Annotated in this window: 18 protein-coding genes and 1 pseudogene; 4 read left to right on the plus strand and 15 right to left on the minus strand. The window is 67.3% G+C overall.

Annotation, left to right across the window (positions count from 1 at the left end; genetic code table 11):
* Positions 1–62: 62 nt before the first annotated feature.
* The 4 genes from aspA to MKK58_RS24645 form a co-directional block, all read right to left on the minus strand.
* On the minus strand, positions 63–1,484 hold the full coding sequence (aspA, locus tag MKK58_RS24630) for an aspartate ammonia-lyase (RefSeq protein ID WP_243915622.1): 1,422 nt from the start codon (positions 1,482–1,484) through the stop codon (positions 63–65).
* A 228-nt stretch (positions 1,485–1,712) separates the two neighbouring features.
* Positions 1,713–2,612 carry a LysR family transcriptional regulator gene (locus MKK58_RS24635; protein ID WP_243915597.1) on the minus strand — a complete coding sequence of 300 codons (900 nt, stop codon included), beginning with the start codon at positions 2,610–2,612 and terminating at the stop codon, positions 1,713–1,715.
* 93 nt (positions 2,613–2,705) lie between these two features.
* Entirely contained in the window at positions 2,706–4,445 is a 1,740-nt protein-coding gene (locus MKK58_RS24640) for a bifunctional protein-serine/threonine kinase/phosphatase (protein WP_243915598.1), read from the minus strand.
* A gap of 59 nt (positions 4,446–4,504) precedes the next feature.
* Positions 4,505–5,341, minus strand: coding sequence for a formate/nitrite transporter family protein (locus tag MKK58_RS24645; RefSeq protein WP_238276692.1), 837 nt, complete (start codon positions 5,339–5,341; stop codon positions 4,505–4,507).
* Positions 5,342–5,684: 343 nt separating this feature from the next.
* On the opposite strand from MKK58_RS24645, the gene MKK58_RS24650 reads away from it, so the two are divergent.
* Positions 5,685–7,013: an MFS transporter gene (locus tag MKK58_RS24650; RefSeq protein ID WP_243915599.1), complete on the plus strand. Its 1,329-nt coding sequence runs from the start codon at positions 5,685–5,687 to the stop codon at positions 7,011–7,013.
* Between the two features lie 48 nt (positions 7,014–7,061).
* Complete coding sequence (gene garD, locus MKK58_RS24655; RefSeq protein WP_243915623.1) at positions 7,062–8,606, plus strand: galactarate dehydratase; 1,545 nt, start codon at positions 7,062–7,064, stop codon at positions 8,604–8,606.
* A 290-nt stretch (positions 8,607–8,896) separates the two neighbouring features.
* Here garD and MKK58_RS24660 read toward each other — a convergent pair whose 3' ends face one another.
* The gene (locus MKK58_RS24660; RefSeq protein ID WP_243915600.1) at positions 8,897–9,502 is read right to left on the minus strand and encodes a DUF4375 domain-containing protein; all 606 of its coding nucleotides are present in this window, start codon (positions 9,500–9,502) and stop codon (positions 8,897–8,899) included.
* A gap of 528 nt (positions 9,503–10,030) precedes the next feature.
* Here MKK58_RS24660 and typA point away from each other — a divergent pair.
* Positions 10,031–11,851 carry a translational GTPase TypA gene (gene typA, locus MKK58_RS24665; protein WP_238276712.1) on the plus strand — a complete coding sequence of 607 codons (1,821 nt, stop codon included), beginning with the start codon at positions 10,031–10,033 and terminating at the stop codon, positions 11,849–11,851.
* Between the two features lie 278 nt (positions 11,852–12,129).
* Here typA and MKK58_RS24670 read toward each other — a convergent pair whose 3' ends face one another.
* Entirely contained in the window at positions 12,130–13,785 is a 1,656-nt protein-coding gene (locus tag MKK58_RS24670; RefSeq protein WP_243915601.1) for an acyl-CoA synthetase, read from the minus strand.
* Between the two features lie 194 nt (positions 13,786–13,979).
* Between MKK58_RS24670 and MKK58_RS24675 the strand changes: the two genes are divergently transcribed.
* Positions 13,980–14,369 carry a prepilin-type N-terminal cleavage/methylation domain-containing protein gene (locus MKK58_RS24675; protein WP_243915602.1) on the plus strand — a complete coding sequence of 130 codons (390 nt, stop codon included), beginning with the start codon at positions 13,980–13,982 and terminating at the stop codon, positions 14,367–14,369.
* A gap of 138 nt (positions 14,370–14,507) precedes the next feature.
* On the opposite strand, the gene MKK58_RS24680 is transcribed toward MKK58_RS24675, so the two are convergent.
* From MKK58_RS24680 to MKK58_RS24720, 9 genes and pseudogenes are all read right to left on the minus strand, one after another.
* Positions 14,508–14,858: a 4-fold beta flower protein gene (locus MKK58_RS24680; protein WP_243915603.1), complete on the minus strand. Its 351-nt coding sequence runs from the start codon at positions 14,856–14,858 to the stop codon at positions 14,508–14,510.
* A gap of 7 nt (positions 14,859–14,865) precedes the next feature.
* Complete coding sequence (locus MKK58_RS24685) at positions 14,866–15,216, minus strand: hypothetical protein (RefSeq protein WP_243915604.1); 351 nt, start codon at positions 15,214–15,216, stop codon at positions 14,866–14,868.
* Positions 15,217–15,319: 103 nt separating this feature from the next.
* On the minus strand, positions 15,320–16,135 hold the full coding sequence (locus tag MKK58_RS24690) for a transglutaminase-like domain-containing protein (protein WP_243915605.1): 816 nt from the start codon (positions 16,133–16,135) through the stop codon (positions 15,320–15,322).
* 100 nt (positions 16,136–16,235) lie between these two features.
* Positions 16,236–16,478, minus strand: coding sequence for a hypothetical protein (locus tag MKK58_RS24695; protein WP_243915606.1), 243 nt, complete (start codon positions 16,476–16,478; stop codon positions 16,236–16,238).
* A 311-nt stretch (positions 16,479–16,789) separates the two neighbouring features.
* Complete coding sequence (locus MKK58_RS24700) at positions 16,790–16,981, minus strand: hypothetical protein (protein ID WP_243915607.1); 192 nt, start codon at positions 16,979–16,981, stop codon at positions 16,790–16,792.
* 24 nt (positions 16,982–17,005) lie between these two features.
* Positions 17,006–17,218: a hypothetical protein gene (locus tag MKK58_RS24705; RefSeq protein ID WP_243915608.1), complete on the minus strand. Its 213-nt coding sequence runs from the start codon at positions 17,216–17,218 to the stop codon at positions 17,006–17,008.
* 588 nt (positions 17,219–17,806) lie between these two features.
* Positions 17,807–18,085 carry a hypothetical protein gene (locus MKK58_RS24710; protein WP_243915609.1) on the minus strand — a complete coding sequence of 93 codons (279 nt, stop codon included), beginning with the start codon at positions 18,083–18,085 and terminating at the stop codon, positions 17,807–17,809.
* Positions 18,086–18,336: 251 nt separating this feature from the next.
* Positions 18,337–18,747, minus strand: a complete 411-nt coding sequence (locus MKK58_RS24715; RefSeq protein ID WP_243915624.1) for a hypothetical protein — start codon at positions 18,745–18,747, stop codon at positions 18,337–18,339.
* Between the two features lie 16 nt (positions 18,748–18,763).
* A pseudogene (locus tag MKK58_RS24720) lies at positions 18,764–19,117 on the minus strand (Hint domain-containing protein); the annotation flags it as partial.
* Positions 19,118–19,398: the final 281 nt, after the last annotated feature.

Raw genomic sequence — 19,398 nt, forward strand, 5'->3', positions numbered from 1 at the left:
CGTTTCCCTCCCCCCTCTGCGGGGGAGGGGGATGCGCACGAAGGGTCAGCAGACTTGAGCCCTCAGGCCGCCGCGAAGGCCTGCGGCCGGGTCAGGCGGTCCGGCTGGAGCACGGCGTCGAGCTGCTCCTTGGCCATCAGGCCCTTCTCGAGCACGAGCTCGTAGACGCCCCGCCCGGTGGCGTGCGCCTCGAGGGCGACGGCCGTGGCGTTGCGGTAGCCGATATACGGGTTGAGGGCGGTGACGATGCCGATCGACTGCTCGACGCTGGCGCGTAGGCGCTCGCGGTTGGCGGTGATGCCCCGGACGCAGTGGACGTCGAGGGTGATGCAGGCCGCGCGCAGGTGGGTGAGGCTGTTGAACAGGCTGTAGGCGATCACCGGCTCGAAGGCGTTGAGCTGGAGCTGGCCGGCCTCGGCCGCGAACGTGATGGTGACGTCGTTGCCGATCACCTCGAAGGCGACCTGGTTGACGACTTCCGGGATGACCGGGTTGACCTTGCCGGGCATGATCGAGGAGCCGGCCTGGCGGGCCGGCAGGTTGATCTCGTTGAAGCCGGCGCGGGGGCCGCTGGAGAGGAGCCGCAGGTCGTTGCAGGTCTTCGAGAGCTTGACGGCGACGCGCTTGAGTACGCCGGACAATTGCACGAAGGCGCCGCAATCCTGGGTCGCCTCGACGAGGTCCTCGGCCGTCTCCAGGGGAATGCCGGTGATTTCGGAGAGCCGCGCGCAGACGAGGGCCGCGTAGAGCGGATGCGCCGTGATGCCGGTGCCGATGGCGGTGGCGCCCATGTTGATCTCGCGGATCAACAGCGCCGCCTCCCCGAGCCGGGCCTCGTCCTCGCGCAGCATCAGCGCGTAGGTGCCGAATTCCTGGCCCAGCGTCATCGGCACGGCGTCCTGCAACTGGGTGCGGCCCATCTTCAGGATGTCGGCGAACTCCACCGACTTCGCCGCGAAGCTGGCGCGCAGGCCCGCCATGGCGTCGATCAGGCGGCGGATGGCGCCGGTGGCGGCGATCTTCAGGGCGGTGGGGTACACGTCGTTGGTGCTCTGGCCCATGTTGACGTGCTCGTTGGGGTGCAGGTGCTCATAGGCCCCGCGCGGATGCCCCAGGATCTCCAGGGCCCGGTTGGCGATGACCTCGTTGGCGTTCATGTTGGTGGAGGTGCCGGCCCCGCCCTGGATCAGGTCGACCACGAACTGCTCGTGCAGGGCACCGGCGCGGATCTCCTCGCAGGCCGCCACGATGGCGTCCGTGCGGGCTGCGTCGAGGAGGCCGAGTTCGCGGTTGGCGAGCGCCGCCGCCTGCTTGATCGCCGCGAGCGCGTTGATGAGGTCCGGGCAATCGGCGAGCGTCCGGCCGGTGATCGCGAAGTTCTCGACCGCCCGCAGAGTGTGGACGCCGTAATAGGCTTGCCCCGGCACCTCCCGGTCGCCCAGGAGGTCGTGCTCGGTGCGGGTGCTGGCGGGAACCTGGGTCACGGGTCGCTCCTCGGGCGTGCGGATGCGATCCGGCACGCTGTGCTGGTTGAGAACGGGCACGCGGACGCCTCGGCGCTCGGCCGCTGGCGGCCGAGCCTCGGGTCTTCGTGGAAGGTCGGATGGACGTCGCCCCCGCACCGTGGTGCGGGTCGGCCGCGGCTCAGGTCGCCGCTGAGGAGGGGATTACGCCCGCACCTCGATCGCCGCCAATGCTAGTTTCGACCGAGATTATTCTTGAAGTGCATAGTTTGGTTCGTCGAGGGCCGCCGCCGCCCAGACATGGTCGAGAAAGGGCCGCGCCCGCTCGGCGCTGCGGTAGAGCCGGATCTCCATCAGCATCTCGGAACTGACCACGTCGAGGGCGCCCGAGGCGATCTCGGCGGCGACCAGGCTCACGGGCAGCCAGGCCACGCCGTGGCCGGCCAGCGCCATGGAGCGCAGGGCCTCCGCCATCGAATTCTCGTTGGTGTGGATCGGGTAGGTGACGGGCGCTCCCTCCTTGGACTGGGCGATCGACGCGAGCAGGCCGAGGAACGAGCCGCGCGAATATTGCAGCAGGGGCCGCCGGCCCTCGGCATCCGGGGCGAGGCCGTGGGGGGCGGCCACCGCCACGAGGCTGTCGCGCCCGATGATCCGGTAGGGATAGCGCGCCGGGTCGAGGGGCATCGGGATGCCCGGATGGTGATAGGTCAGCAGAAGGTCGTAGCCGCCCTCCACCAGGGCCTGGACGCAGATGTTGAAGTTGTCGGGCAGGACCCGGCTCGCCATCGGCCCCACCGCCTCGCGGATGCCGTTGAGCCAGCGGGGCAGCACGGACAGGCAGAGGGAGTGCAGCGCCGCGATCGTCACCACCGGCAGGCTGGAGCGCTCGCTGCGATTGCGGAAATCCGCGCGGCTCAGGGTGAGGAGGCGTGAGACCTCCTCGGCGGTCTCGAGGAACTGGCGGCCATCCGCCGTGAGGGTGATCGGGTAGGTGCTGCGGTCGAGGAGCACCGTGCCGAGCCAGACCTCCAGGGAGCGGATGCGGCGGCTGAAGGCCGATTGGGTCACGGCCCGCAACTCGGCCGAGCGCGAGAAGCTGCGGGTCTCGGCGAGGCTGATGAAGTCCTCGATCCACTTGAGTTCCATCGCGGCTCCCACCCGATCGTAAGCGCAAGACAGCTTATACGCTTCGCGGGCGCTTGCGCCGGTCATCGGTCCTTGTGGCGTCCGCGACCCGGATCAGGCCCTGGATCGCACCAGGAGGTAGACGACGACCACCGCGAGAACGAGGGACACGAGCTTCCAGAACAGCACCGGATCGCGTTCCAGGAGGGCCGCCCGCCGCACCCCCGGCAACGAGGGGTTGGGGTGCCGCAGATCGTGGACGAAGGCGGAGAGCGCGTCGTAGCGCTGGGCGGGCCTCGGATGCACCGCCTTGCGCAGAGCCGCGTCGACATAGGCCGGCAGGCCGGCGCGCGCGGCGGCGACGGAGCGGTAATGCAGGCGGTCGGCCCGCGCCGGGCTGAAGGCCCGCGCTGCCTCCGTGCCGTAGGGCAGATGCCCGGTGAGCATCTGATAGGCGATCACGCCCACAGAGAAGATGTCCGAGCCCGGCGTGGCAGGACGTCCCGCGAGGCATTCCGGCGCGGCGTATTGGATCGTCCCCTGCACCGATTCGTCGATGACGGGATCGTCCTCCGCGAGCCCGCCGATCCGGGTGGAGCCGAAATCGATGATCCGGACGGTGCCCGCAGCGTCGATCAGGATGTTGTGGGGGCGCAGGTCCCGGTGCACCATCTCGCGCCGGTGGAAGGCCCGCACCCCGACCGCGATCTGCTCGACGATGCCCCGCACCGCCTCCAGCTCCGGCCTGGGGTTGTCGCGCATCCACTGCGCCAGGGTCCGGCCCTCGACGTAGTCCATCACCGTGTAGAGGTGGCTGCGCCGCCGCGTCTGCGGCGGGGCCGACAGCACGTGCGGGCTGTCGATGCGCCGCGCGACCCACTCCTCCATCATCAGGCGCCGAAGGCCGGCCGGATCGGCCTGCAGGTCCGTCGACGGCACCTTCAGGGCGACTGGGCGCCCGCTCTCCGGGTCGGTCGCGAGGTAGACGTGGCTGCGGTGACTGGCGTGCAGCGTGCGCAGCACCCGGTAGCCGTCGAAGGTGGTCGGCGGATCGAGGACGGGGGCGGGGGGCAGGTCGTCGACCCGGCCCGAAAGCTCGGCCGCCTGGCCGTCCGGCAGGGCATCGATGCGCACGATCTGGACGGTGAGGTTGTCGTCGCTGCCGTTCTCGTAGGCATGTCGGGCGATCTCCTGGGCAGCCCGGTCGAGATCGTCGCCGTGGCGGGTGATCTCCGCGACGATCGCCTCGGGCCGTACGTGCTCGTGCACGCCGTCCGTGGTCAGGACGAAGACGTCGCCCGCCTCGAGGGCGACCGTGCGGTGATCGATCTCCACATGGGCGGCGGCGCCGAGCGCGCGGGCGAGGTAGGATTCCTGGGCCGAGACGACGACGCGGTGGTCCTCGGTGAGCGCCTCGAGAGAGCGCCGGACCACGCGCGAGACGCGGGCGTCGCCCACGTGGAAGATGTGGGCGGTCCGCGACTTCAGGACGAGGGCCGTGAAAGTGGTCACGTAGCCGCGATCCCGCGATCCGTCGGGATCGTGCAGGTGACGGTTGCGCCGGGTCTCGGCGTGGAGCCACGAATTCGTGGCGGCGATGACCCGGCTCGCCGCCGTCCTGACGGACCAGGAATCGGGCGTGTCGTAGTAATCGGCGAGGAAGCTGCGGACCGCCGTCTCGCTGGCGACGTGGCTGACGGGGCTGCTGCCGATCCCGTCCGCGATGGCGACCACGCCGCCCTTGAGCAGGAGTGCGGCGCGCTCGGGCACGAGGGCGCCGTGGAAATCCTGGTTGGTCTCCTTGCGGCCCCGGGTGCTGTGCTGGCCGAGGGAGAGCGTCAGAGTCGCGGGCATCCGTCGCTCCCGGCGGTCGGGTCCGGCGCCCCGCGGCGCGGGGCCCGGCCGGTCGCGTGTCAGGCGGCGAGGCGGCGCTCGGCCTGCGCGGCGTTCCGCTTCGGGGCCGTGCGGACGTGGGTCGTGTAGAGGGTCAGGCCGGTGAAGGCGAGGCCGCCGATGAGGTTGCCGAGCACGGTCGGGATCTCGTTCCAGAAGAAGTAGTCGGCGATCGAGAACTGGCCGCCCATGAGCAGGCCGAAGGGGAACAGGAACATGTTCACCACGGAGTGCTCGAAGGTCATGTAGAAGAACACCATGATGGGCATCCACATGGCGATCACCTTGCCGCTGACGGTCGTCGAGATCATCGCGCCGACGACGCCGGTGGAGACCATCCAGTTGCACAGCATGCCGCGGATGAAGATCGTGAACCAGCCGCCGACCCCGTGCGCGGCATAGCCGACCGTGCGCCGCTCGCCGACATGGGCGATGAACTCGCCGACCTTGTCGGCCGGTGCCGTGAAGCCGAACGTGAACACGAAGCCCATCATGAAGGCGACGGTGAGCGCGCCGAGGAAGTTGCCGAGGAAGACGAGCCCCCAGTTGCGCAGCACGCCGCCCCAGGTCACGCCGGGCCGTCCGTCGAGGAGCGCGAGGGGCGCCAGGACGAAGACCCCCGTGAGCAGGTCGAAGCCCAGGAGGTAGAGCATGCAGAAGCCGACCGGGAACAGGGCGGCGCCGAGGATCGGGATGCCGGTCTGCTGCGTGATCGTGACCGCGAAGACCGCCGCCAGCGCCAGGATCGCCCCGGCCATGTAGGCGCGGATGATGGTGTCGCGGGTCGACATGAAGATCTTGGCTTCGCCTGCATCCACCATCTTGGTGACGAACTCAGCAGGGGCGAGGTAGGCCATAGCGGTTCCTTTTCGGTTTGGCGTTTTCGCGGTGCTCGCCGGACGGGCGGGGGCAAGCCCACCTTCCGGCCACGCTCCATTGCGCGGCCCGCAGCAGGGGATCGGTGAGGCGCCGGCACGGCGGCCGGCACGCGTCATCTCGCAAGATTCGAGTTCGCGCGATTCAGGCCTGCAATATCCGGACCGCTCCGCGTCCGCGCGTCCGCGCCCGATCGATACCCGTTAGGCATCGATCGATCCCTTGATCGCATTGGACGAATTATAAGTCCCACCATAACCCTGGTCCTCAAAGGACGCTGGGCTCGACGCAGCGCCGACACAACAATCATTCCGGGTGGGAACGATGGCGCTGGCTCTAACGCTGGAGGCGCGCGCGCAGGGTCGCGTGCGCTGGGGCATCCTCCTGATGCTGTTCGTGACCACGGTCGTGAACTACGCCGACCGGGCCATCATCTCGATCGCCGGCACGCCGATGTCCCAGGAACTCGGGCTGACCCCGGTGACCCTGGGCTACATCCTCTCCGCCTTCTCCTGGTCCTACGTCGCCGCGCAGATGCCCGGCGGCTGGATGCTCGACCGCTACGGCTCCAAGTGGGTCTATGCGGGGGGCATCTTCTTCTGGTCGCTGTTCACCCTGGCTCAGGGCTGGGTCGGCTTCCTCGGCGGCGGCGCGGTGGCCGCGCTCTTCGTCTTGCGCTTCCTCGTCGGCATCGCGGAGGCGCCGTCCTTCCCCGGCAACGCCCGCATCGTTACCGCCTGGTTCCCCAGCGCCGAGCGCGGCAAGGCCAGCGCGATCTTCAATTCCGCGCAATATTTCGCCCCCGTGCTGTTCGCGCCGCTGACGGCCTGGGTCACGCACGAATTCGGCTGGCGCTACGCCTTCATCGTCATGGGGGTGATCGGCATCGTGCTCGCGGCGATCTGGGTCCGCGTCATCCACGATCCGGCCGACCATCCGACCGTGACGAAGGCCGAGCTCGACCACATCGCCTCCAGCGGCGCGCTCCTCGCCCTCGATGCGGCCAAGCCCGCCGAGAGGAAGGGCTTCGACTGGGGCGTCGTGCGCCAGCTCCTGTCCAACCGCATGCTGGTCGGCATCTACGTGGCACAGCACTGCATCAACGTGATGACCTACTTCTTCCTGACCTGGTTTCCGATCTACCTCGTCAAGCAGCGCGGCCTCACCGTGCTCCAGGCCGGCTTTGTCGCCTCGCTGCCGGCGCTCTGCGGCTTCCTCGGCGGCATCCTGGGCGGCGTCATCTCGGACGCGATCCTGAAGCGCACCGGCTCGCTCACGAAGGCCCGCAAGATTCCGATCGTGGCCGGCATGCTGCTCTCGATGTCGATCATCGCCTGCAACTACGTCGATTCGCCGGCCTTCGTGATCGGCTTCATGGCGCTGGCCTTCTTCGGCAAGGGCATCGGCGCGCTCGGCTGGGCGGTGATCTCGGATACCTCGCCGAAAGAGGCGGCGGGCCTCAGCGGCGCCATCTTCAACATGTTCGGCAACACCGCCGGCATCACAACGCCGATCGTCATCGGCTACCTCGTCCAGGCGTCCGGCTCGTTCAACGGCGCCCTGGTCTTCGTGGGCTGCAACGCGCTGATCGCGATGATCGCCTACCTCGTCATCGTCGGCGAGATCCGGCGCGTCGAACTGCGCAAGTCCTGAACCGGGAAAGACCTGAGGAGAACGACCATGCTCGGTGAACCGGCCGCCATGACTGAGAACACCGGGGACACGCCCCGCACCCTGCGCCTGCACGAGCACGACAACGTCGCCATCGTGGTCAACGCCTTCGGGTTGCCGGCCGGCACGGTCTTCGCCGACGGACTGACCCTGGTGGAGTTCGTGCCGCAGGGGCACAAGGTGGCGCTCGTGGACATTCCGGAGGGCGGCACGGTGGTGCGCTACGGCGAGGTGGTGGGCATCGCGCTGCGCCCCCTGCCGCGCGGGTCCTGGGTCGAGGAATCGAGCGTCGAGACGCCGGTGGCGCCCGACCTCGACGCCCTGGAGAAGGCGACCCGCGTGCCTGCCCCCCTGCCGCCGCTCGACGGCTACACCTTCGAGGGCTACCGCAACCCGGACGGCTCGGTCGGCACCAAGAACATCCTGGCGATCTCGATCAGCGTGCAATGCGTGGCCGGCACCCTCGACGTCGCCATCCGGCGGATCAAGCAGGAGCTGCTGCCGCGCTACCCCAACGTCGACGATGTCGTCGGCCTCACCCACGCCTATGGCTGCGGCGTCGCCATCAACGCCCCGGAGGCGGTGATCCCGATCCGCACCCTGCAGAGCCTCGCCCGCAACCCGAATTTCGGCGGCGAGGTCATGGTGGTCGGCCTCGGCTGCGAGAAGCTCGTCTCCGAGCGCCTGCTGCCGGCCGGCGACGTCGCCGCCGATACGGGCGTGGTGCGCCTGCAGGACGAGCGCCACGCGGGCTTCGGCATGATGCTCGACAGCATCATGACCATGGCGGAGGCCCGCCTCGACGTGCTCAACCGGCGCACCCGCGAGACCTGCCCGGCCGCCGACCTCGTGGTGGGTCTGCAATGCGGCGGCAGCGACGCCTTCTCGGGCGTCACCGCCAACCCGGCCCTCGGCCATGCCGCCGACCTGCTGGTCCGCTGCGGTGCCACGGTGCTGTTCTCCGAGGTGACGGAGGTGCGCGACGCCATCCACCTGCTCACCCCCCGGGCCGCGAGCCCCGAGATCGCCGATGCGCTGATCCGCGAGATGGCCTGGTACGACGATTACCTCGCCAAGGGCGGCGCCGACCGGCGCGCCAACCCGTCGCCCGGCAACAAGAAGGGCGGGCTCAACAACATCGTCGAGAAGGCGCTGGGCTCGGTGGCCAAATCCGGCACCTCCGCCATCACGGGGGTCCTCGCGCCGGGCGAACGGGTGCGCGACAAGGGCCTGATCTTTGCGGCGACCCCCGCGAGCGACTTCGTCTGCGGCACCCTCCAGTTGGCGTCCGGCATCACCCTTCAGGTCTTCTCCACCGGGCGCGGCACCCCCTACGGCCTCGCGCACGCGCCGGTCATCAAGGTCGCGACCCGGACCGAACTGGCCGAGCGCTGGTCCGACCTCATCGACCTCGATGCCGGCCGCATCGCCACGGGGCACGCCACCATTGAAGAGATGGGCGAGGAACTCTTCCGCCTCATCCTCGACGTGGCGAGCGGGCGCAAGCGGCCCTGGTCGGACCGTTGGGGCCTGTTCAACGACCTGACCCTGTTCAACCCGGCGCCGATCACCTGAGACAGGATTCTCTCTTGAGTAGTCGGCCGCCGGCCGCGATCGGCTTGGGCCTGATCGGCCCGTGCCTCACGGAGTGGCTGGTTCGCCGCCAGCGAGTGATGGAAAGGAAAGGCGGATGTTCAGTTTGCCCGGGTTCGACCAACGGTTGCTGACCCAGGAATCAATACTGATCCCGCAAAGCGGTCAGTCACCCAAACATCCACATCGTTGCGTCGTCGCTGTTATGAAAGATGAACTACGAACTTAGAACCGTTGCGCCCAGATGGCCTAACGATTGTCTCTCGGAAAGCCTAAGGCTTCGCCATTCTGGCAAGGATGCCGGGATAGACACTAAACCCTTCGATGTAGTTTTGCATCTCGGAAAACGGAAGGATGTACAAGTTCGGTCGTGATTTAAGCCATCGAGCGTTGATATCCGTAAGTGAGGAGGTCACGTCATTGGCATAAAAGGCGGAATCGAGTTCTTCGACCTCAGGGTCCATCTCGCCGAAGCCGCCCTGCTCTATGATGCGTCGCGCCCGAGCGTCATTGCGTTTAATGATTGCCTCGAAGCGATCAAACACCGAAAGGTGCTTCGTCGCACCCATGGCAAGCAATCCGGAACGCGCGAAAGCCCAGGAGATGGGCTTGCCATTGGCATTGTGCGCGAATTGTCCATGGCCTCCATTTTTAACTTGCGCCGCGTAGTAATCGACGGAGTAACTTTCGATTGCCGCAGGCGGCAATTCCGGAATAAGATATTTAAACTCTGTAATAAAGTAATTCACTATGCTTGCATTGAGAGATAAGATACATTGATTGTCAGTATCATTTGTCGCCTCCTTTGTCAATAATATCTTATCTAAAATCGGTACGGCCGGATTTATCTTTCTGCGGCCAAATACGCGTCCTAACATCAGTAGCTCCCCCGGATGGCTGAATATAACCATGGGTTGTAAAAGTCACCGATAGATGAACGCTCTGAAGGTCTTAATGCCAAGGTTAAGCGTCTGCTACTCTCAATGTTGGACTGGAGAGTCATCAGTCTGCCGCTCGCCATTTGCAGGTCATGCCGAGCATCGGGCGTCCCCGGCAAAAGTCCCGCGCGAAACGCCGGCGTCCTACCGGTCCATGCGCGCCGAAGAAGATCACGGGCCCATTTCCATGAGGAAGGTTGAAGCATCGCGCCCGGTCTCCGTATCAAGCACGACCGCCCCTGTGCCGCCGCACAACGTCGACGCACGATCCCGGCCACGGCCGGTCGCACAATCCTACGACCCCTGCTGCACCCGCGTCCGGCGGGGGAGGGGGATGCCGCCCGCCCCCTTGCCCCGGAGGCCCACACCTTATATTGCGACGCGATAGCTCGATCCCGTGACCCGGCGCAGCCGGCCGCATTCCTGCGGCCCGTCGCGTGACGGGCTCTTCTCGCTTCCGGATACCCTATGAAGCTTCGCAACATCGCCATCATCGCCCACGTCGACCACGGCAAGACGACGCTCGTCGACAAGCTGCTGTCGCAGTCCGGATCGTTCCGCGAGAACCAGCGCGTCGAGGAGCGCGCCATGGACTCGAACGACCTCGAGAAGGAGCGCGGCATCACCATCCTGGCCAAGGCGACCTCGGTCGTCTGGAAGGACACCCGCGTCAACGTCGTCGACACCCCCGGCCACGCCGATTTCGGCGGTGAGGTGGAGCGCATCCTCTCGATGGTGGACGGCGTGATCGTGCTCGTCGACGCCGCCGAAGGCCCGATGCCCCAGACCAAGTTCGTGGTCGGCAAGGCCCTCAAGATCGGCCTGAAGCCGATCGTGGCGATCAACAAGGTCGACCGTCCGGACGCCCGCATCACCGAGGTGGTGAACGAGGTGTTCGACCTGTTCGCGGCGCTCGACGCCACCGACGAGCAGCTCGACTTCCCGATCCTCTACGGTTCGGGCCGCGCCGGCTGGATGGCGACGGCGCCGGACGGCGACCAGACCCAGGGCCTCGCGCCGCTCTTCGATCTCGTGCTTGAGCACGTGCCCCAGGCGAAGGTGGAGGAGGGTCCGTTCCGGATGCTCGGCACGCTTCTCGAAGCCAACCCGTTCCTCGGCCGCATCATCACGGGCCGCATCGCGTCCGGCACGGTCAAGCCGAACCAGGCCATCAAGGTCATGGACCGCACCGGCAAGCTCGTGGAGACCGGCCGCGTCTCGAAGATCCTGGCCTTCCGCGGCCTGGAGCGCGCGCCCATCGACGTGGGTGAAGCCGGCGACATCGTCTCCATCGCGGGCCTCGTGAAGGGCACGGTGGCCGACACCTTCTGCGATCCCCAGGTCGAGACCCCGATCCAGGCCCAGCCGATCGATCCGCCCACCGTCACCATGTCGTTCATCGTCAATGACAGCCCGCTCGCCGGCACCGAGGGCGACAAGGTCACGAGCCGCATGATCCGCGACCGCCTGTTCAAGGAGGCCGAGGGCAACGTCACGCTCAAGATCGAGGAGGCGGCCGACAAGGATTCGTTCTTCGTCTCGGGCCGCGGCGAGTTGCAGCTCGCCATCCTCATCGAGACCATGCGCCGCGAGGGCTTCGAGATTGCGGTCTCGCGTCCCCGCGTGGTGCTCTCCAAGGACGAGAACGACGGCGTGCTGGAGCCGGTCGAAGAGGTCGTGGTCGACGTCGACGAGGAGTATTCCGGCGTCGTCGTGCAGAAGATGTCCGAGCGCAAGGCCGAGATGATCGAGATGAAGCCGTCGGGCGGCTCCCGCCTGCGCCTCGTCTTCCATGCGCCCACCCGTGGCCTCATCGGCTACCAGGGCGAGCTCATGACCGACACGCGCGGCACCGCGATCATGAACCGCCTGTTCAAGGCCTACGAGCCCTACAAGGGCGAGATGCCCGGCCGCCGCAACGGCGTGCTGATCTCCAACGACAAGGGCGAGGCCGTGGCCTACGCCATGTGGAACCTGGAGGATCGCGGCCCGATGATGATCGAGCCCGGCGCCAAGGTCTATCAGGGCATGATCATCGGCGAGCACAACCGCGAGAACGACCTCGAGGTGAACGTGCTCAAGGGCAAGAAGCTCACCAACATCCGCACCACCTCGAAGGACGAGGCCGTGCGCCTGACGCCCCCGATCCGCATGACCCTGGAGCGCTCGCTGGCCTGGATTCAGGACGACGAGCTCATGGAAGTCACGCCGAAGTCGATCCGCCTGCGCAAGACCTACCTCGACCCGAACGAGCGCAAGCGCTTCGAGCGTTCGGGCGGGGTTGCGTAAGCCACCGCGTTTTCAGGATCGATCGAGGAGGCCGGGCATCGTCCCGGCCTTTTCTTTTAGCGATTTGCGGCTTTGTCAAAGGGCGCGGGTCCCTCCTCCCCCTTGTGGGGAGGAGAGCCGGAGGTGGGGGTGGTCGGGCGACCCTGTTTGGGCTGCGGAGGCTGGCGGAGCCACCCCCACCCCTGACCCCTCCCCACAAGGGGGAGGGGGATCACGTTCCGGGAGACGCCAGACGTTTCCCGGTTCGGTGAATCCAAGCCATCGAGCGGAGCGGCGCTTCACCCCTCCCGCGCCCGCTCCCGCAAAAGATACTTCTGCACCTTGCCCGTCGAGGTCTTGGGCAGTTCGCCGAACACGATGTGGCGGGGCAGTTTGTAGCCGGCCAGCCGCTCGCGGCACCAGGCGATCAGGGCGTCGACCTCCACGGTGGCGCCGGGCTTGAGCTCCACGAAGGCCATCGGGGTCTCGCCCCACTTGTCGTCCGGCCGGGCGACCACGGCGGCGGCGGAGACGGCGGGGTGGCGGAACAGGGCGTCCTCGACCTCGATCGACGAGATGTTCTCGCCCCCTGAGATGATGATGTCCTTCGAGCGGTCCTTGAGCTGGATGTAGCCGTCCGGGTGCTTCACCCCGAGGTCGCCGGAGCGGAACCAGCCGCCGTTGAACGCGGCCTGGGTCGCCTCCGGGTTCTTCAGGTAGCCGCGCATCACCACGTTGCCGCGAAACATCGCCTCGCCCATGGTCTGGCCGTCCGCCGGCACCGATTCGCAGGTCTCCGGATCGCGGATGTCGAAGCCTTCGAGCACGGGGTAGCGCACGCCCTGGCGCGCCATCTTTTCCGCGCGGGCGTCCGCGTCCAGGGCGTCCCAGTCCCGGTGCCAGGCGTTGACCACCGCCGGGCCGTAGGTCTCGGTCAGGCCGTAGAGGTGGGTGACGTCGAAGCCGGCGGCTCCCATGGCGCCGAGGACCGCCTGGGGCGGGGGCGCGGCGGCCGTGAGGAAGGCGACCCGGTGGGGCAGGGGACGGCGCTCGGAATCGGACGCGTTGAGCAGGAGCTGCATCACGATCGGCGCGCCGCAGAGATGGCTGACGCCGTGCTCGGCGAGCGCCTGGTAGAGCGCGCCGGCGCGGACCTGGCGCAGGCATACATGCGTGCCGGCCACCACCGACAGGGTCCAGGGGAAGCACCAGCCGTTGCAGTGGAACATCGGCAGGGTCCAGAGATAGACCGGGTGCTGCCCGAGCGCGCCCGTGAGCACGTTGCCGAGGCAGAGCAGGGCGGCGCCGCGATGGTGGTAGACCACCCCCTTCGGGTCCCCGGTGGTGCCCGAGGTGTAGTTCAGGGAGATTGCGTCCCACTCGTCGCCGGGCATCGCCCAGTCCCAGGCCGGGTCGCCCTCCGCCAGCAGGGCTTCGTAGCCGAGACTGCCCACGGCCTCGCCGGGGCCGGTGAATTCCGGGTCGTCCACGTCGATCACCAGGGGCTTCACCCGGGCCTGGGCCAGCGCCGGGACCACCACCTTGGAAAATTCCCGGTCGGTGATCAGGACTCGGGCCTCGCCGTGGTCGAGGCAGAAGGCGAGGGCGGCGGCATCGAGGCGGGTGTTCAGGGTGTTGAGGACGGCCCCTGTCATCGGCACCCCGTAATGGCACTCGATCATCTCGGGCGTGTTGGCGAGGAGGACCGCGACGGTGTCGCCCCGCCCGATGCCCCGCGCCGCCAGCGCCGCGCCGAGGCGGCGGCAGCGCGCATAGAGCTCGGCGTAGCTGCGCCGCAGGGGGCCGTGGATGACGGCCGTGTGGTCGGGAAACACCCGCGCGGCCCGGTCGAGGTAGCTGAGCGGCGTCAGTGGCTGGTAATTGGCCGGGTTCTTGTCCAGGTCCCGGTCATAGATCGAGGGCGCGGCCCTGCCGGCCGTCGTCGAGGTGGTCATCGGCGTGTCTCCCTGTCCGACAGAGTACCGCGTCCCGGCGATCCCACAACTCCGGCTTCACCCCGTGGTCCGATGCCCGGCTCGCCTGCGCGACGCGCCTGTGTCAGGATCGTCCGGCGGCCCGACCCCGAGACGCGCCTCGGGCCGGCCTCGCGCAGGTCCAGCGAAGGGCAGGGCCCAGCGAAGGGTATGTGATGCGGAACGCGACGCCGGCCGCGGAGGCGGAAGCGGGCTTCACCCTGGTGGAGGTCCTGGTGGCCTTCGCCATCGTGGCCGTCGGCCTCGTCACGGCGCTCCAGGTCGCGGGCAGCACGCAGTTCGGCCTGGGCCGGGTCGCGTCCGCGGACATCGTCAGCGACGAGGCGCCCGGCATCGTGGCGCTGCGCGCCGCGCGCGGCCTGCAGGCCGGGATCGAGCAGGGCACCTTCTCCAACGGCGAGCCCTGGACCTTGAGCGTGACGGATGTCGGCCCGCAGGCCGGCTGGCAGCGGGTGCCGCCGCTCTGGCGCGTGCGGCTGACCCGGGGCGGCCCGGAGGGGCGTCCGGTCTACGTCACGATCATGGCCGGAGCGGCCGGCGGCTGAGGCGCCGGGACGGCCGCACGCAGAACCGCAATCCGGGGAGCAGGCCAGGGTCCGCCGGGTTCGTATCCTGAAAGAAGCGACCTCACCGGCGCACAGCTCAGAGAGTTGAGCCGGTGGGCCGATGGGGTCGGCGCGACGTCAGATCAGATCGGACAGAACCCTGTCGGACCAGACCAGGGATGCGGTGGGCCGCGGTGGGGCGTCGTGCGGTTCGGCGCGGGACGGCCGCGCGCCGCGTGGGCCGGGCGTGGTCTTCGCCCGCCGCTCCGGCTTCTGGGGGCCGCCGACCGCGTCGTGTTCGAAGAGGAGGCATGCGCCGTCCGCATCCGAAATCCAGCCCCGGTCCGCCCAGCCGATGAAGCGGCCGTCATAGGCATAGACCTTGTCGTCCTGGATGAAGGCCGCCGCCTTGCCGTTCCAGAGGTACAGGGAGCGGCCGTCCTGGCAGAACGCCGCCTCGGCGCCGGCGCGGTCGAAGAACTCGATCATCGACGACTCATGCTCCGATCGCACCGTTGTGGAGGGTGCGCAGATCGACGTAGCTCATGGTCTCGTTGCTCCAGGTCGGCCCGTCGCAATCGTGCAGCCGCTTGGGCAGGGGCTTGTGCTTGTCGCCCTGGTAGAAACCCATGACGACGGTCTGACCATCGGTGTCGTCGCGCTCGATCCGGTAGGCCGGCCGAACCCCCACGCCGAGGCGGCTGAGGCGGACGCGCAGGGTCGGATTGCTGGCCTGGTCGGGGACCATGTTGAGGTAGACGCCCTTCAGATACTCGAGGCGGTCCGCCTTGCGGCCCGCGAGGTCCGCGATCGTGACGTTCTCGGCGAGCATGTCGGTCTGGCTCATGTTGGGTCTTTCCGGGGTGGGATGGGGCGCCTCTCGGCGCCGGGATGTTGGAGTGGGGCGCCTCTCGGCGCCGGGGCTCGAGGGAACGCGCGCGGCACGCGTGTCAGGCGATGGGCGGGGCTTCCTCGGTCGTGACCACGAACCGGGTCAGGGTGTTGGCCCCGAAGGTCAGGGTGAGCGGCACGTCCGCCGCATCGCGCCCGTAGGCGATCAGGATGCGGCCGATCCGCGAGGCGTTGTTGCGTGGATCGAAGGTGTGCCAGCGGCCGTCGAGATGGACTTCCATCCAGGCCGCGAAGTCGCCCGGGGTGTGCGGCAGCGGCAGGCCGATGTCGCTGACGTAGCCGTTGCAGTAGCGGGCCGGGATGTTCAGGCAGCGGCAGAACGCGATGGCGAGATGCGCGTAGTCGCGGCAGACGCCACGCTGCTCCTCGAACACGTCGAAGGCGGTCCGCGTGGCGCGCGCATGCTCGTACCCGAAGGTGATTCGGTCGTGCACGTAGTCGCAGATGGCCTGGACGCGGCTCCAGCCCGGGGGAAGATGGCCGAACAGGTCCCAGGCGATCTGCGAGAGACGGTCCGTCTCGCAGTAGCGGCTCCCGAGCAGGAACAGCAGGCTGTCGGTGGGCAGCTTCGCCACGGGCGTCTCCGGCGCGTCGGCGCAGGGCTGGTCCCCGCGTCCGGCGTCGCGCACCACCGTCTCGGTCTTCAGCGTGAAGGTGCCGGCCGGCGCCGTCATGCGCTGGCACCAGTTGCCGAAGCTGTCGCGGTAGCCCTCCAGAGGTACGGAGGGGCTCGTGACGAGGTAGTCCGGGCGCTCGAGGTCGGAGACCCGCGACGCATGCACGTTGAGCGTCGCGATGACCGGCGTGGGTTGAGGAAACGCGTAGGTCATCTCGCAGCCGACAAGGATGCGCATAGGCTTTCTCCGAAGGTGTCACCACCGCGGTGATGTCCGCGCATGGCCGTGCGGGCCGGCCGCGTGCGCGAGCCGTTGTCGCTCGCGGGCGCGCCGCCGCTCAGTGCAGCGTCGGGGGCGGTTCCAGGAAGGCGCGCATGCCACCCCCCTCCTCGACGGCCTCGGTGAAGGCATCGAGGGCATCCTCGTCGGACGCGAATGTGGTGCTCCAGATCGTCGACCATCCCGCCGGATCGACAACCTCCAGGGTCCAGGGATCCTGGGTGCCGGCGAAGCGGTAGACGTTCACCGTCACGGTGATGCCGTCCTGGGTCGCTCGTCCGGTGAGATTCGAGAATTCCATGCTCGGGTTCTCGTGGGTCATAAAGGGTCTTTCTCGCTGGACGCGTTCACCGCATGGACCCCGGCGCGTCCCTATTTCATGAGCCGAAGGGAAAGTCCTAGCAGAGTTCTTGATGAAACGGTTCGGAAAAGCTCAATTCATTTGACAGACCTCCTCTTCTCTCTGCGGCCATTGACATTCCCCCCGGCGGAGACGCCGGAAACGAGGCTGGTCCATCGGCGAGAATTCCGTCCCGGCGGGACATCGCAGGGCGACGCGCGCCGGACGCTTTCGCCCGGACCCGCGACGGCCTCAGCCCGGAGGCTCCGGGCCTAGAGGCTCTGGCCGTGTGAAGAGATCTTGGCGATGAGGAAGAGCCCAGCGCCGACCGCGAGAAGGCCCCTGGACAGCCAGGAGAAGGTGACGGCGCCCGCGCCATCGTCCAGCGAGCGCAGGTGCGCGACCTGGGCGAACATCGCGGCCCAGTAGGCGGCCCACAGGGCGAGGACGGAGGTGAACCACATGGGCTCGATCGGTCTCCCGCCGCTCTAGCTTTCCGTGCGCCGCTCGTGACGCCAGAGTGCGACGGCCTGTCGCCGCGCCTCGAAGGCCCGGCGGATCGGCGTTCCATCCTCCCCGCGGCCCTCCGCGCGGTATCCGAACTCCAGGACGCCATCCGGACCGAACCGCCGCGTCATCTCGGAGCGCCAGACGCTGTCGGTGCGGGCAAGGCACGCTTCGGTCTCAGCCAATCGGTTCATGGGCATCGTGGCTGTCCAGACATCGCGGGAAGTCAGGTTCAACGCGATCCCGCGCCATTCGCTCCCTGAACATCGGTTGCCGATGAGATCGTCGCGCTTGGGCCCGAGGAACGAGCGCTGTCGTTCGAACCGAGGCCACGGCTCGAGATCCCGTGCACGGGCCGCTCTACGCCACGTTCGCGTCCCGGGCGTGCAGTCCCGAATGTGGCGGAATCCGGTTGGCGGAGGCCGCCGCAATCCGGGAGGCGTTATGGGACAGGCCCCTCACGGCTGCATCGCCCTGCAAAACGCCATTGCCGGCGCTGGCTCGATGATCGGCCCCCACGAGGTGGTTCGAGAGCAGAGTTGGTGCGCGGTGGGCCGCTCCACCACGGGTCACTTGGCCGGCGGAGCCGGTCGGGCGAGCGCACCCGGCCAAGCGGTGAAGACTGGCACGAACACCTCCGGGGCTGGCGGGCGATATCCCAGTGACGCATGGGGGCGACGCCGCCTTGAGGTTCGTTCGCAACCATAGGGCTGCCGTTCTGCCACTGGCGTTGCGTTAAGTCTGCCTGCTCGCCCGAGCCGAACGAGGGCAGCTTACGCTGATTACCTTCGAGCCGCCATCAAGTCATGCGTCAGCACGGTCAGCTTGCCGATCAGGCCGGTGACGTCAGCCCCCTTGCACGACCACTGCGTGCCGATAGCCTCGCCGTCAGCGGAAACGGACACGACGGCCACGGAGCGCAACTTCCCCTCGCGCGCCAAGGTGAGCTGATCCTGAAGCACCTCGATCATAGAGGCGATGTCGGCATCCGGCGTCGTCGACGCCACGCGGGGCGGAAACGTGATGACCTCGGCGCCGGTCGGCTGTCCCTGGTTGCTCATGGCGACTCTTCTCCGCTGACCTCGATCAGGGAGGCTTGAGGGAGGCCTTTGCACGGAGTGTGGCAGCTTGTCCGTGTCGAAGGAGGCGGATCGTCTGTGTGGCCCCGCGAGCACAACCTTCGTAAGGGAGGGGCACGGGTTCGAATGACAGATCCGCATTCGAACCTCTGACAGATCGGCATAGAAATGCCCGACGCGCCCTTGCAGCGGCCAGGCATGATCACGACGGATTGTAATCCGACCGTCAGTTGCTACGCCGCCGCGGCTTCAAGGCTGACTTCGGACGCATCCTGGCTCGTCGCCATCGCGGGCGCTTGCCAAGCCTGTATGGTTCCCTCCTCAGGCGCCAGTTCGACGACGAGGCTGAAGCCTCCTTCGGTCCCGGCCCAAAGGATGGGAGGCACGACAGCCTCGCCCGTCGTCCAGCGCCAGGGCCGATCGGCCTCGCCCTGCACAACGGAGAAGCCCTGGCTCAGAGCCTCGCTCGCGATCGGCAGCAATCGCGTCACACCGGCACCGTCCACCACCGACAGACCGCGCAGGGGCACGCCGGGGCGGCGCCCATCGCCGGAACCGACACGCACGCGCTCGGGCACGAAGCTGCGCGAGTGCAGGCGGATCTCGGCGCGGCAGGCCTTCTCCGAAGGCTCCAGCCGACACACGCACGGGCCAGACGGCCTCACGACGCGGATGATGGTTGTACGAAAGGGTACGGCGTCCGATCCAGCGGACCGGCCGATGTGTACCGCCGGCGGTGATAGCGATGGCTCCGGCGGTGAGCTTCTCAACGGGGACTTCACCCTCTGCCGTGGCAATCTGAGTGCCTAATGCGAAGCAGGGATTGAAGTTGAACCGATCGGGGAATGAGCCTGATGAACTATTGGTAGTGAGGGTAAACGTCTGTCCTGGCTGGTGATTGGTGACGGAACTCAGATATAAAATAATATTCGTTCCGATTTGCTGGACGTTGATACCTTCGAACGTTTGGAACCCTGTTTGTCGCGCCTGAAGGGTTCCGCCATTGATAAACACGATCGGTCGACTTCCGCCTCCAGGTAAGATACCCCCACCATTCGAAAGTCCAGCTTCTAATCTAACGAGCCCATTGTTCTCGCCGTTTTCTAGTATTGTTGTGATTTTTAATGTCGACCCGCCATAATTTAAAAAGTCTGATATATCTCAGCTGTTTGAGAGATTATTCGTAATTGTTAATTTTATTGATTATTGGTGGAGGCTACGGCTTCCGCGAGATTTAAATTTCTTGTCTGATAAAAAGAAGTTCCTGTAAATCCATCAGGTGAGAATAGCTTGAA

Origin of the sequence: Methylobacterium sp. J-078 (assembly GCF_022829285.1) — a bacterium.
Classification (GTDB): Bacteria; Pseudomonadota; Alphaproteobacteria; order Rhizobiales; family Beijerinckiaceae; genus Methylobacterium.